10 protein-coding genes and 1 riboswitch are annotated in these 13,470 nt (G+C 39.9%); of the genes, 3 read left to right on the top strand and 7 right to left on the bottom strand.

Going from position 1 to position 13,470, the window contains the following annotated elements:
• Nucleotides 1-39: 39 nt before the first annotated feature.
• Both ACE1CC_RS23110 and ACE1CC_RS23105 read right to left on the bottom strand, forming a co-directional pair.
• Complete coding sequence (locus ACE1CC_RS23110; protein ID WP_413272787.1) at nucleotides 40-1,992, bottom strand: ATP-binding protein; 1,953 nt, start codon at nucleotides 1,990-1,992, stop codon at nucleotides 40-42.
• Nucleotides 1,993-2,789: 797 nt separating this feature from the next.
• Nucleotides 2,790-5,948, bottom strand: a complete 3,159-nt coding sequence (locus ACE1CC_RS23105) for an MFS transporter (protein ID WP_413272786.1) — start codon at nucleotides 5,946-5,948, stop codon at nucleotides 2,790-2,792.
• A 386-nt stretch (nucleotides 5,949-6,334) separates the two neighbouring features.
• Here ACE1CC_RS23105 and ACE1CC_RS23100 point away from each other — a divergent pair, with 386 nt between their 5' ends.
• Both ACE1CC_RS23100 and ACE1CC_RS23095 read left to right on the top strand, forming a co-directional pair.
• Nucleotides 6,335-6,538: a chlorophyll a/b-binding protein gene (locus ACE1CC_RS23100; RefSeq protein WP_413272785.1), complete on the top strand. Its 204-nt coding sequence runs from the start codon at nucleotides 6,335-6,337 to the stop codon at nucleotides 6,536-6,538.
• Nucleotides 6,539-6,875: 337 nt separating this feature from the next.
• Entirely contained in the window at nucleotides 6,876-7,082 is a 207-nt protein-coding gene (locus ACE1CC_RS23095; protein ID WP_413272784.1) for a hypothetical protein, read from the top strand.
• A 3-nt stretch (nucleotides 7,083-7,085) separates the two neighbouring features.
• On the opposite strand, the gene ACE1CC_RS23090 is transcribed toward ACE1CC_RS23095, so the two are convergent.
• The 5 genes from ACE1CC_RS23090 to ntrB all read right to left on the bottom strand — a co-directional run bounded on the left by ACE1CC_RS23090 (nucleotide 7,086) and on the right by ntrB (nucleotide 12,572).
• Complete coding sequence (locus tag ACE1CC_RS23090) at nucleotides 7,086-8,429, bottom strand: ArsB/NhaD family transporter (protein WP_413272783.1); 1,344 nt, start codon at nucleotides 8,427-8,429, stop codon at nucleotides 7,086-7,088.
• A 175-nt stretch (nucleotides 8,430-8,604) separates the two neighbouring features.
• Nucleotides 8,605-9,309, bottom strand: a complete 705-nt coding sequence (locus tag ACE1CC_RS23085) for a universal stress protein (RefSeq protein ID WP_413272782.1) — start codon at nucleotides 9,307-9,309, stop codon at nucleotides 8,605-8,607.
• A gap of 27 nt (nucleotides 9,310-9,336) precedes the next feature.
• A complete protein-coding gene (locus ACE1CC_RS23080; RefSeq protein ID WP_413272781.1) occupies nucleotides 9,337-10,176 on the bottom strand; it encodes an ABC transporter ATP-binding protein in 840 nt (279 codons plus the stop codon).
• A 23-nt stretch (nucleotides 10,177-10,199) separates the two neighbouring features.
• Nucleotides 10,200-11,630 (bottom strand): ABC transporter substrate-binding protein, encoded by a 1,431-nt coding sequence (locus ACE1CC_RS23075; RefSeq protein WP_413272780.1) that lies wholly within the window; start codon nucleotides 11,628-11,630, stop codon nucleotides 10,200-10,202.
• A gap of 93 nt (nucleotides 11,631-11,723) precedes the next feature.
• A complete protein-coding gene (gene ntrB / locus ACE1CC_RS23070; protein WP_413272779.1) occupies nucleotides 11,724-12,572 on the bottom strand; it encodes a nitrate ABC transporter permease in 849 nt (282 codons plus the stop codon).
• Nucleotides 12,573-12,660: 88 nt separating this feature from the next.
• Nucleotides 12,661-12,815: riboswitch (cyclic di-AMP (ydaO/yuaA leader) on the bottom strand.
• A 252-nt stretch (nucleotides 12,816-13,067) separates the two neighbouring features.
• Between ntrB and ACE1CC_RS23065 the strand changes: the two genes are divergently transcribed.
• Nucleotides 13,068-13,325 carry a DUF1830 domain-containing protein gene (locus ACE1CC_RS23065; protein WP_413272778.1) on the top strand — a complete coding sequence of 86 codons (258 nt, stop codon included), beginning with the start codon at nucleotides 13,068-13,070 and terminating at the stop codon, nucleotides 13,323-13,325.
• Nucleotides 13,326-13,470 lie beyond the last annotated feature (145 nt).

The following is a 13,470-nucleotide window of genomic DNA, read 5'->3' as shown; positions in this document are numbered from 1 at the left end:
ACATACGAAATATTTTCCAGAGGGGTTATACTCAGCAAATTATTCAGATTGGCTGATGGGTAGCTCAATTAAAAACTTTGCACCTTCGCCTAATTTCGAGTGACATTCTATTTTTCCACCATGTTTTTCTGTGATAATTTGCTTACTAATAGATAACCCCAAACCTGTGCCTTTACCTACGGGTTTGGTAGTATAAAATGGTTCAAACAGTTGGGGCAAGTTTTCTTCAGCTATACCTTGCCCATTATCAGCAATGCAAATTCTTACTCTGTTTTTATCGACAACTTCAGTACCGATCCAAATTGTTGGTGCTGGTGTATTTGGATCGTTTTGTTTGATTCTTTGTTCTAAAGCATCAATGGAGTTACCTATTAAATTGATAAATACTTGGCTAAGCTGTCCCAAGGCACATTTAACATGAGGTAATTCCCCGTAATTTTTAATAATTTTAATTTCTGGAAGCTCGCCTTTTGCTTTCAGCCGATGATGTAAGATTAACAGTGTACTATCAATTCCTTGGTGAATATCTGCCAACTTCTTTTTCCCTTCATCCATGCGGGAAAAGTTGCGTAAACTCAATGCAATTTCCCGAATTCGTTCGGAGCTAGCCGACATTGCTGACATAATTCGTGGTAAATCTTCTTGGATGTAATCAAACTCTATTTCGGCTTTTTTGGCAATTATTTCTGGTGTTTCTTCGCTAATAATTTGCTCGTAAATAGCTAATAATTCTAGTAAACCTTGCACGCATTGAGTCAGACAAGGTAAATTATTAGAAATCGCGTTGACTGGGTTGTTAATTTCATGAGCTACACCAGCTAATAATTGCCCCAAAGTTGACATTTTTTCGGTTTGAATTAATTTCGCTTGGGTTTGTTTCAGTTGGTGCAAAGTTGTTGCTAATTCAGTTGCTTGTTTTCTCAGTTTAGCTTCTGAGTGACGCAAAGCTACTTCGGCTTGTTTACGTTCTGTAATGTCTTCAACTGCACCTTCGTAATAAAGCAAACTGCCATTTTCGTTATAGACGGCACGGGCATTTTCCGAAATCCAAATAATGCTACCATCTCGGCGATAAACTTGCGATTCAAACTGTGATACTGACCTATTTTTTTCTATGGCAGCCATAAATTCATGACGGCGATTAGGCTCAACATAAAGTTGTCTATCAATATTAGTGATGCTGTGAATCATTTCCTCTGGGGAGTTGTAGCCATAGATACGTGCTAGGGCGGGATTAACACTTATATATTGACCATCAGGTGTAGTTTGAAAAATTCCATCGACAGCATTTTCATAAATACAACGATACTTAATTTCAGCTTGCATAAGTGCTGCTGTTAATGATTCATGAATTTCGGATTGTGCTGTCATTAAATTATGTACATCTAATATTTGGTATTCGCCTTGTTCGTTTTCCACAGCTATAGGTTCGTAAAGTAATTCTGGCGATCGTTGTAAACTCTGCTTAGCAGCTTCTACGATCGGAGTATTAATTGGTAAAATTATAGTCGGTTTTTTAATCAATTGGTAAATGGCATTAATGGGAAATTTAGAAAATAACTGCCAACTATGAGGACGACTCATATATTCAAAAAACAACCGTCGGGAAATGATCCCTACAAACTGATGCTCTTGAGTAATAATGATTCCCGGAAGTATAGGATTAGCCTTAAAAATTTTCACTGCTTCCCCTACGGGACAATTCCACTCAACTTGAGAGGTGTACAGCTTTAGTTCTTCTAAAGTAGACTGAGGAAGCAACATCCCTTTTTGGTTAGCTAAAATATTTTGCTGCGGAAAAACAGGCACCTTTTTTCGATCGTTAACTACTTCTTTCATCTGTTGGTGCCGATAAATAAGGTTCTTATATTCTAGGTTAGCGTTTTCCGCAGTTTGAGTATTAGTTTTTTGGCTCAATTCTATTTCTTTCGGTTGCGTTATCTGATAACTGTCATCTTCTTCATAGCTCTGATGCAGCCTTTTTCCCATCATACACCCGAAATTATACTTATATGACGAAACAATTATTGATTTGAAGAGCCAAAATTTGTGTGATCTAGCTCACTAATAGGTTGTGACTTAAATCTATTTAACTCTAAATAAAAGTAGTAGTTTACATCGCGAATAATTCTCTAAATATTTTCCGAATTTCTCTGGAAATCTCCCGGATTTAATATCAAATTAATTGAAGATAGTTAGTTTACCTGCAATATAAGATACAGAAAAAAATCAGTGTTTCACTGCTGACGGCGGAAAAGTTACTCATTTTAAAATTAATACTTGAGCGAATCATCTATCAAAGGAGAGATAAGAAGCTATTCTCTGAGCAACAATATAGCGAAGACAGGGCAACGAGAAACTCATTTCTAAGATAAGACTCTGCGGTTGAAACCGCGTCTACACAAACTAAGTCCGCGAAGGCGGACTAGATCATACGCTAATCGGGTATTAAACTCAGATCTTACTCCACTTTTGGAGGTAGAACCTCCCACAACTCGTTCCCTGGTTGAACCTGGGAACGAGAAACAGAGGCTCCGCCTCTTACCTCTCCCTCGTTGCCAAGTTGAACCTGGGAACGAGAAATGGTGCGTTACGTTAACACTAACGCACCCTACAAATAGAGGCTTTCCTGTAGAGACGTTATATATAACGTCTCTACATTATGGGTAATCAACTGGACATGATCTAACTAATAAAAATGCCTCTGTTTGGGAGAGGCATTTACTTATTCAAATTGGTTTTTTGGTAAAGAGGAGAAAATTGATTTCATCTTCTCCTGTGCTCCTCTGCTAGAGAGAGGGAACGGCGATAAAGCCAGCTACAGCGGCGCAAATGGCGGAAACAAAGGCAGTACCAAACAACCACCAAGCAGCGTTTCTAGCGGCTTTGCGGGTTTCTTCGGCGCTTTTGGCGGCTTGTCGCTTCACGTCTTCGACGCGGCGTTGTGCTTCTAGTTGGATGCGTTCGGCGCGTTGCAGTACGGTGTTACGTGCGCCTTCAATTTGGTCGATAATGCGGTTAGCGTCGGCTTCGCTGATATCTTCGCGGGAACTGAGGATGGCGACTGCGGTATCGCGGTTAAAGTGGCCCAGTCGATCGCGAATCGCATCAAATCCTGCTTGCGGATCGTCAAACAATTTTCGCACATCTCGCTTGATACCGTCGTAGTTGAGTTCTGGGCGATCGAGCGAGTTTAAATAGTTGCGAATCCGAGCAAAAATGCTATCAATTACATCTTGAATCCGGCGTTGAATGCTTCGCACTTGTTCGACAAACTGATCGCGAACGGAGATAATTTGATCGACAATTCTGGTGGCTTCTGCTTCCGAAATATCGGGACGTTGCGCCAACAATTTAATTGTAGTATCGCGATCGATCCGAGAAATGCGATCGCCTAAACTATCCATTCCGGTGCGCGGATCGTGCAGCAACAAAGATAAATCTCGCTTGATACCTTCGGGATTTAAAGCATCTTTGCCAGTGTTCCGCAAGTAATCTTCTAAAGTAGCTTGGAAATCTTGAATACTGGCTTGAGTTCTTTGTGCTAATCGGCGTGGTGCTCTGACAATGCTGCGAATGCTATCTTGGATTTGATCGATGATTTGATTTACTTGTTCTTCGCTCAAATCTCGACGTTGACTGAGCAATTTTACGAGTGTATCTCGATCGACTTGAGATAATCTTTCGCGCAGTGCTATTGTTCCTTCTTTCGGATTAGCAAATAGTGTGGAAAAATCCCTTCTGATGCCTTCAGGATTGAGTTCTTCTTTGCCAGTATTTCGCAGATAATCAGCGATCGCAGTTGTAAGGCGATCGTATTGTTCTTTAGTTTTATCGGCTGCGATTTGCGGTGCATGAGTTACACCACTCCAAATAGACTGCACTTGATCGATAATTTGATTGGCTTGTTCTTCGCTCAAATCTTTACGTTGACTGAGCAATTTTACCAAGGTATCGCGATCGAAACGTGACAATCTAGCGCGAATTAAAGGTAATGCTGCATTGGGATTACTCAACAGAATATTTAACTCGCGTTTAATCGAGTCAGGATTCAATTCTTCCTTACCAGTATTCCGCAGATAAGATTCTAAATTCAGCCACAATGCTTCAGCTTGTGCTTTAGCTTGATCTTGAACTTTTTGTGCTTGAGCAAGTACACCATTGCGAGTTCTTTCTAAGTCGCTAACGATTCTTTCTGCTTCTTCAGGAGTAATATCTTTTCGCTGACTGAGAAGTTGCACAAAGGTATCGCGATCGAAGTGAGAAAGGCGATCGCGTAATTGCTCATATCCCGCTTGTGGATCGTCAATTAAAGTGCGGAAATCGCGCTTAATTCCTTCTGGATTTAATTCTTCTTTCCCAGTATTTCGCAGGTAATTTTCGACTCTGGTACGGACATCTTGATTCTGTTCTGTTCCTTCTGCTTGTTGCACTAGGTTAAGAACATCCAGACGAATTGCTTCTAATCGATCGGCAATTTCATTTCTGCGAACGGTCGTGATATCATCTCTTTGTTGCAGTAAATTCAAAAAGTCCGATCGACTTAATCTTTCCAATTGACGACGCACTGCACTTGGATCGGCTTCAGGATCGTAAATTACCTGTCTAAATTCGTGGTTAATTGTTTCGCGATTGAAGTGCCAAGGATAGGAATTTAACAGATAATTTTCCACATCCAACCTAATAGTATTAGGTGTGCTGGGAGGAAGTCCGGGAACGTTGTCTCTTACCTGAGAAGTAATTTGACTTGCGCCACTAGCAACTTGATCTCTAGCGTTTTTTAACCGATTCAAAATGGCTTCAATATCCAAATCGGAAAGGTCAGTTCTGCCTAATAATACTCCCATTGCGGTGTTCATGCCATATTGCACTGCTTGCTGCATAAAACCAGGAGTTTTTTCGGTTTGTTCTTGAGTACTTTGCTTCTGTTGACGCATTTCTTCAATTAATGTGTCAAGCTTTTGATTTAATTCTGGCGATCGCAATTCATTAGTTTGAGCAGATTTCAGATAATTGATTAATTCACCCATGACATCACGTTGGGGATTTAATCTATTAACTGTTTGCTTCCAAGAATCTTCTAATGTATCGACAATCCGATTAACATCTCGCTTAGAAAGTGCAGTATTATTTCCCACCAAATCTACGAAAGTTTGACGGTTAATTCTGCTTAATCCTTCGCTACTTGCAACAGCTGCTAATCTAGGATCGTTGAGTACATTTTCAAATTCCCGGCGCAGTCTTTGTAAATCTAATTCTGGCGGACGTAGAGTTTGCAAATAATCTTCCAGATTTTCTCTTATGGTAATTGGATCGATCGCATTTCCAATTTGTCTGCCAACAGCAGCAGCCGCCGCTTCTGCGGTGGAAACTACTTGATTAGAAGCAGCTTTTGCACCTAAAGCAGCCGCCGCAGTACCGACAATTGATTGAAAACCAGAAGTCGCAGTATTAATTACTGAACCAATTAAAGAACCTACTGCACTAGAACTAGCCCAAACTAATAATAGTAAGTAAGCTCCCCAAATTGTTAAGCCAATAATTGCTCCCAAAACTGGGCTAGTAACTAGGCTTAATTTAACTGCTAAGAAACTAGCAATTAGCACTGCTAAACTAACAGTTATTAATGTGGCTAATCCCAGCCACCAACTAATTTTTTTGACTGTGGTTCCCAAACTGTCTGAATCATCGTTACGATCGCGATCGGAATCAGAATTTGATTCCCGCCCTAATAAATAAGCTACGCCAAAGTTGGTTAATAGAAATTGAAAAGCAAAAGCAATTAATACTCCAGAAATTAAAGCTGCAAAAAATTGTGGCCCGGAAAATACCAACGCTGCTCTTTCGGGAGCAACTACTGGTTGAGTAGGTGTAACTGGTGTTCCTATTTGAGCCAACCAAAATGGCAGCTTATTTAATCCCATCTGCATATTCAAAAATTCAATCATAGATAGTATTTACCTCTGGTTATGAAAGCTATTACATCGAATTTAAGGTGACACAGCTAAAAGCTTTATACTTTAGCAAAAAGTAATGTCATATCGCTTAGAATCGCTGAATACCAGTATTAAAAGCATCTCTCTCAGGTCTGAAATTTTATATCTGAAGTGAATATAGAGACAAAATGCTTAACTTTTAATCAACAAATTGTAAATTCAAATACCAGGTGATAAACTTTCTATTTTCTCACTTTCTATAGATAGAGTTTTCTATTAAGAAATAACTCTTTAAGATCGACCCTGAGATAGTCTAATCTCTGTGTCTAAAGACAGACTACTTGCTATTTTGCGGTAGCTACTATGAGTGTGTAAGCAATTGTTAAGGACTGTTAAGCATGGAAACTCGCACTTCTACCGATTTACCACCCGTAGCTACCGCCTATAACGGTAAAGACCGTAACGCTTTCTTGTTTGGCTGGAATCCTCAAGCCGAACTGTGGAATGGTCGTTTAGCTATGATTGGCTTTTTAGCATATTTACTCTGGGATTTAGCCGGATACAGCGTGTTGCGTGACGTATTACACTTTATTGGATACTAAGTTACATTTGCGGCGTGTCCTGTTTTCATCTGCTCATTAAAATCTAACCTCCTCTCTTTTACTGACGACTAAATAAAGTCGTCATTTTTTTGTTGATTATTAAGCATTAATATCCGCTAAAAGTTGTATCGCTGATGGCAGTTGTCTGGGCTGTAATCCCAGAAGAAAATTGTGATGTAGGGGTAAGCTGTGGAGCATTTAAATCACTTATTAACGAGTAGGGTGCGTCAGACGGTAAAGCCTTATATAGAAAGGAAAATATCCCCTTCTGACGCACCCTACAATATGACTTTTAAATGCGTAACAGGGTAAAAACTAAAACAGAGGTAGTTTTGCGGTGCATTTTCCTTGGCAGAATCCATTACCTTTGGACGAGTATGCCACAACTAAAGTAGTTGTTTACTTTTATAGTGGACAATGGATTCCGATTATGTTTCATAAATTAGTGGATGCGATCGCCCTACATCGCAAAGCCAAACAACAGGGAAAGGAAATATTTATCTTCCCCCCTGATGTTAACCCTAAAAATATGCAAGAGTTTTGATATTTACTGCCAAATCAAAAAGCGGATAATTACATATAAAGCCGCAGCAGTTAACTGTAAGGTCATCATAGGAATGCCGTAATGTAAAAACCTTTTAAATGATATGCGGCGACCGTGTAATTCCGAAATCCCAGCCGCAACAATATTAGAAGAAGCGCCAACTAAAGTACCATTCCCCCCCAAAGTTGCGCCAAACATCGTCGCATAAAATAACGGCAGAACTTCAGCGGGAAATTGTCCAGCAAAATTAGGTGAAAGTACTTCTTGCCCAGCTAAACCCACATTAACTATATATTCTTTGAGTAATGGTATCATTGCCACTAGTAAAGGAATGTTAGGTACAAGGCTAGAAAGTATACCGACTAAAAAGAGAAGAATTATGGAAGCAACTGCAATGTTTTTACCTAAAACTATTGCTAATGCTCCTGATAAAGTGCTAACAACACCCGTTTTTTCCAATCCTCCGATTAAGACAAAGATGCACATAAAAAATATTAAAGTACTCCAGTCTACATCTCGCAAAATATGATTAACTGTATCTATCTTGCTATGATGAGAAAGTAGTAAAGCTAAAGCTGCACCGAACAAAGCAACGGTAGCTGGAGAAATGGGAATTGGTAAACTGTCCCCAACTACGAAAAATATTAACACAAAAGCTATAATCAAACTTCCCACAGCTAAAACGCGAGGGTGGTTAATTTGTGGGTGTGGTAAATGTTCTAAATCATCTAACTTTTTGTGCCAAATTTTGCGGAATAAAAACGGTAAGGTAGCTACTACTGCAAGCAGAGAAATTAACCCACCTAAACTTAAGCGAGTTAAGTAATCTGTAAAGCTAATATTTATGGCATCACCAACAATAAAAGTAGCTGGATCGCCAACAATAGTTAATAATCCAGCACTATTAGTAACAAACACCATTAAAATTAACAAAGGAACAAAATCTACTCCCACTTCCTCAGCAATTGGCGGTAGTAAAGGTGCTAGTAAAATTACCGTTGTGGCGTTTGGTAAGAAGGCACAAATCGGGGTAGTAATAGCAACAATACCCAACAATAAACGATTCCCTCTACCTTTAGCTAACAGAACTATTTGCGTAGCTAAGTAATCAAAAATTTTCGTGGGTTCAAAGGCTCTGACTAATACCATAACACCAAAGAATAAACCCAATGTGCCATGACTTTGACTGATATATCCAATGGCTTCATTTAAAGTCATGACATTGAATAAAACCAGGATCAATGCACCTAAAAATGCAGCAATTGTCAGGTGTATCCACTCAGTCATAAGTAAGAAAATCACACCGACAAATGTTACGGTGGCAACTATAGCTTGCCAGTTTTCCATAAATTACCTCTATCTTAAGTGAGATATTTAGTTGCTTGAATAGTACAGAAAAAAACCACCTGTGTAAAGGTGGAAAATAATCGAGGCTGTAGAAGGGTATGTTGTTGCGCTGTATTCGCACTTTTTAAGACTAGTATAAGAGCGAAGACAGCGCAACAACGTACAATTATATAATTTAGCAACTTGCCTTAATTGAATCGGGAATTCCTAGTACAGGACAAGGGAATTTACTACCGAGTTTTTGCACAAGGGAATGCTTAGCAGAATGACAACCTAAAAATAGTAAATCTGCTGCTTCAGATTCCACAACTCTTGTTAATTCTTCAGCTACAGAACCGATGCGTAAATGGGCGATGAAATTATCTCCCCATTCTTCTACTAAATAACGGGCTTGCCATAAAATTTGGTCTGCTTTCTCAAAGATAGAAGTTCGGGAACAAGTAGTTGGTACAGGGCGAGATTTTGTGGTTGTTTGCCCTTCGCTCATCGCCAATGCCTGAATTTTTGGTTTAGCTAACTCCGGGGTGACTGATTTTAATACTGATGCCGTAGAGAATTTACAAGAATTACTAGAAAATGTGTAATTACTAGTAAAATGTTTTAGCTTACTGTTTCCTTCATTATCAATGACATAGACAATTTTTACACTCACTTGTTTGTTTGTCGCTAAACTAGTTTGATGAGCCATCAACAGGGTAATATCTAAAGCTGTATGACTGCTAGGAGAACCGTTATAACCAACAACAAAAGTTAAGGAATTATCGGATTTAGTTGTTGGTGAAACTGAAGACTTGTTCCCTGGCAGCAATATCATTTGCTCAACCAAATCATCTCGACCAACTGCGCTTTGAAAGCGGACTAACATTGGTTTGATATTCACCAGCTTTACCTCTCGTAAATGAAATAGTTACTCGTCTTGAGTGAAATAACGATCCAAAAAGTTTAAGGCGTGATTTCGCAAGTCAAAATATTCCTTTGTTTCGCGGATTTCTTGTCGATTACGTGGGTGGGGAAATGGTACCTCCAAAACCTCTCCTATTGTAGCAGCAGGGCCATTAGTCATCAAAACGATGCGATCGGACATATAAATCGCTTCATCCACATCATGGGTAATCATCATTACCGCTTGTTTGTGGCTTTCCCAGATATCAAGTACCTGCTTTTGTAACTTACTTTTAGTTAGAGCGTCAAGAGCGCCAAAAGGTTCATCCATCAGCAACATTTTTGGGCGAATAGCTAAAGCTCTAGCAATACCAACTCTCTGTTTCATCCCCCCAGAAATTTCATCAGGATATTTATCTGCGGCGGCATTTAAATTCACCATTGCGAGATGTTCGTTAACGATGCTAATCTTTTCAGACCTTTTTGCATTTTTCAGGACTTCATCTACTGCTAACCGAATATTTTCTCGTACAGTTAACCAAGGTAGCAGTCCATAATGTTGAAAAATCATCATGCGATCGCTACCAGGTTTCCGAATTTCTCTGCCTTCCATTCGCACCGATCCAGAAGTTGCTCTTTCCAAACCAGCCGCTATTTTTAGTAAGGTCGATTTGCCACAACCAGAGTGTCCAATCACCGAAATAAATTCATCTTCTCCGATTGTCAAATCTACCCCATTCAGCACGACAAATTCACCGCCATCAGGAGTGCGGTAAGACTTAACTAAATTGCTAATTTCTAAAAATCCATAATCGGATAAAGAAGGTTCGTAAGCATTACTGTAAACTGAGTTAGACTTAACCATTGAATGCTCCTGAACTTGATTAATTAGGACATAAAAATGTGAGTCGGGCTGTTAGCTCGAATCTCAAAACTATTGAGATAACCAACCGGATTGCTAGGATTGAATTCTTTCCGATCTATAAATACTGTGGCTGGTTCAATCTTGTAATCTTCCAGGGGACATTGGATTCCCATTTCTGCTGCTATCTCCCGATAGAGGTCAGTTTTCCAACCTTTACGGGCTAATTGTTCGGCGTTTTTGGGAAACTCTTTTATTTGTCCCCAACGTGCGGCTTGAGTCATTAACCAAATACTTTCTGATTGCCACAAAAAGGTTGAATGATCTCCGGGAATTCGGGCAAGATTAGCAGGTAAATCGAAGAAAATAGTTGTATCTTCTGAGTTAACAATTCGCTCTTTATCATCAAAGCCGCCGTAGTTATAATCGCCCACAATTGCGGGTCTGGTAAATTTATCGATAGGTCCCTTTTTAGGTTTCGCTCCCGTAAAAGATCGGTCTGTAATTAACTCGGCAACTTCTTGGCGATTTTCTGGTTTACTGCAATATTGACAAGCTTCAATCATGGCTTTTACCAGCGATCGATAAGTCTTCGGGTAATTAGTAATAAAAGATTCCATTACCCCTAAAAGGCGATCGGGATGTCCTTGCCAAATTTCTCGACCTTGAGCAAAAGTAAAACCAACTCCTTCATTACCTTTAATCGCTCTAGTATTCCAAGGTTCCGCTACCATGTAAGCTTGCATTGCGCCAATTCTGACATTAGTCACCATTTGGGGAGGCGGCACAATAATAATCCGAAATTCTTCCAAAGGATTTACACCCGCAGCTGCCGATAAATAGCGAACAAAGTATTCGTAAATCGACGAACTTAACACCACAGCCCAAACTTTATTTTCGGCGGATTGACTTTCAAAATACCTGCGAAAATCGCGTCCAAATGTTTGCAAATCCCCGTTATATTCGCGCCAAGGACGTAAGCCAAAATCCCACATCGATCGATTCATTGTCATCGCATTTCCGTGACGATGAATTGTCATAGCGGCGCAAAGTGGGGCGTGACGTGCGCCTTCTGCGCCTATTCTGGCGTTAGTGACAGCACCAGATACCACAGGTGAAGCGTCGAGTCTGCCAAAAATAACGCCGTCGCGAGATGTTGCCCAACTAGCTTCGCGGTTAAGTGTGACGTTTAAACCATATTTGCGAAAGAAACCTTTTTTCCATGCGATCGCAAATGGCGCACAATCATTTACAGGAACATACCCGACGGTAATATTTTGTTTTTCTAATGTTCTGGGATCTACAACAGGTTGAACTGCTAATGCTTCTTCGGTTAATCCTTTCGCAGATCGATCGCCCGAAATTGCACAGGAAGATAGCGCCATTCCCGCAGCAGTCGCACCCATTCCTAACAGAAAATCTCTGCGATTCCATGATAACTTTTCGGTGTTACCCATAGTTAAACTCCACCGATAATTAATTGATTTGTTATTTGTTATTTGTTATTGATCATTTGGTAAAACTTTTGAGCCATGACCAATAAATAATGACTAATTTGCCGTTCTGGGACGATGCGTAACTAATTCCTGAACTTTGCCTAAAGCAAAATCTAAGATTAGTCCGGTTACACCAATTACTAACACTGCGAGAAATACAGAACTTAGGTTTAACCGACTCCATTCATCCCAAACAAAGAAGCCAATCCCCACCCCACCTGTGAGCATTTCCACAGCCACAATTACCAGCCAAGCAATCCCTAAACTGATTCGCAATCCGGTAAAAATGTAGGGTAAACTTGCTGGCAAAATAATCTTGGTAATCCGCCGCCAACGGTTCATTTCTAGCACTCTGGCTACATCAAGATAATCTTTAGAAACGCTAGAAACTCCCAAGGCAGTGTTAATAATTGTCGGCCACAAAGAAGTAATGAAAATTACAAAAATTGCTGATGGGTCTGCCAAGTTGAAAATCGCTAAAGCGATCGGCAACCAAGCTAAAGGCGATACTGGTTTAAAAATCTGAATCAACGGATTGAGGGCTAACATTGCAGGTCGAGACATTCCGATTAAAAAACCCAAAGGAATCGCCACTACTGCACCTAATAAAAATCCCCACAATACCCGTCTTAAACTTGCCAATAATAACCAACCAATCCCCAAATTTCCAGGGCCACGTTGGTAAAAAGGATTCAATATGTAATCCAAATTAGCAGCTAATGCTTCTGGTGGTGTGGGCATTAATTCGCGGTTGAAAAGTGCCACAATCCACCATAAAATAATTACGCCGAGAAAACCTAGCGCAGGCAGTAAAACCACATCTCTAACAACGATCGGTTTAGCGCGTCGCCAAGCTGCCTGTCCAGCGATTGCGATCGCAGACAAATTCAAATTTATAGCCATAGTTAGTGTCAACAGCAGGTACAAAAGTACTGAGCAGTACCAGCCAAGAACACTGATGAGTTCAGAAAACAAAAAACTTTCTAACTCTTCAGTCTCCTCTCGATGCCTACGAAGTTAGCTGACGGGCTAGGAATGAGAGTTATCCTTCTCTGCCTATCTCCTCACAAAATCGGCAGAAATACGCCCCAAAAGTTGGTTCCTCCGCTCCAGGCTTGCTAGCCATAGATTAGGCTGACTTACTCAAACCTCCCGAATTCTAACATTGCGATTTACAGAAGGCAAGTTCACTTTCGGTATAAGTTCAAGTATCGATAACAATCCCAAAGTTAGATGAATAAGTTAACAAATTTTACATTTTCCGGTTTTGTATGTCGATTTACTGCTTAATGTAATACATACCTCTATCTTTAGCTAGATTCTGCACTAAAACCATAGTTGTTAGGTTAGCTAAGAACTATTTCAATAATTGTTTTACCCTTTGTCAAGACAAAAACTATGATACAAACTTCTGAATCATTTTTGACTAGTACTTCTGAAGATGTTTTGTGTTTTTATACCAATGCTACTACAGAAATCCAAATTATTCGCATTGAGAATAACCCAAATTCTAAGCTAGAGCGTATAGTTTTTCCTAGTGAAAAATTACTATTTGTTGGAGAACCAGAAGCTCAGTTAGAAATTTATACTGGCAGTATGGGAAAAGAAATTTTGTCTGATACTATTCCTTGCGCTAGCTTACGAGTTGAAAAATAGAAATGTACGTTGTTGGGGGGTTGGGGGATTTTAAAACATGTTATTGAGAGAGAACGCGAAAAACAAAAAAAAATTTTTGTTGGTGGGCTGGGGGGGGAAAGCAAGCGAAAGCAAACAAAAGGAAAAAAACAACCCCACCAAAAAA

The organism is Floridaenema aerugineum BLCC-F46, from assembly GCF_041929345.1.
Lineage (GTDB): Bacteria > Cyanobacteriota > Cyanobacteriia > Cyanobacteriales > Aerosakkonemataceae > Floridanema > Floridanema aerugineum.
The sequence above is the reverse complement of the archived record's forward strand: the minus strand, read 5'-3'. Positions and strand labels throughout refer to the sequence as shown.

Bases quoted from the DNA above. Each gene is read 5' to 3' on its own strand.
- ACE1CC_RS23110 (WP_413272787.1), bottom strand. From the start codon at position 1,992: ATGATGGGAAAAAGGCTGCATCAGAGCTATGAAGAAGATGACAGTTAT.
- ACE1CC_RS23105 (WP_413272786.1), bottom strand. From the start codon at position 5,948: ATGATTGAATTTTTGAATATGCAGATGGGATTAAATAAGCTGCCATTT.
- ACE1CC_RS23100 (WP_413272785.1), top strand. From the start codon at position 6,335: ATGGAAACTCGCACTTCTACCGATTTACCACCCGTAGCTACCGCCTAT.
- ACE1CC_RS23090 (WP_413272783.1), bottom strand. From the start codon at position 8,429: ATGGAAAACTGGCAAGCTATAGTTGCCACCGTAACATTTGTCGGTGTG.
- ACE1CC_RS23080 (WP_413272781.1), bottom strand. From the start codon at position 10,176: ATGGTTAAGTCTAACTCAGTTTACAGTAATGCTTACGAACCTTCTTTA.
- ACE1CC_RS23075 (WP_413272780.1), bottom strand. From the start codon at position 11,630: ATGGGTAACACCGAAAAGTTATCATGGAATCGCAGAGATTTTCTGTTA.
- ntrB (WP_413272779.1), bottom strand. From the start codon at position 12,572: ATGGCTATAAATTTGAATTTGTCTGCGATCGCAATCGCTGGACAGGCA.
- ACE1CC_RS23065 (WP_413272778.1), top strand. From the start codon at position 13,068: ATGATACAAACTTCTGAATCATTTTTGACTAGTACTTCTGAAGATGTT.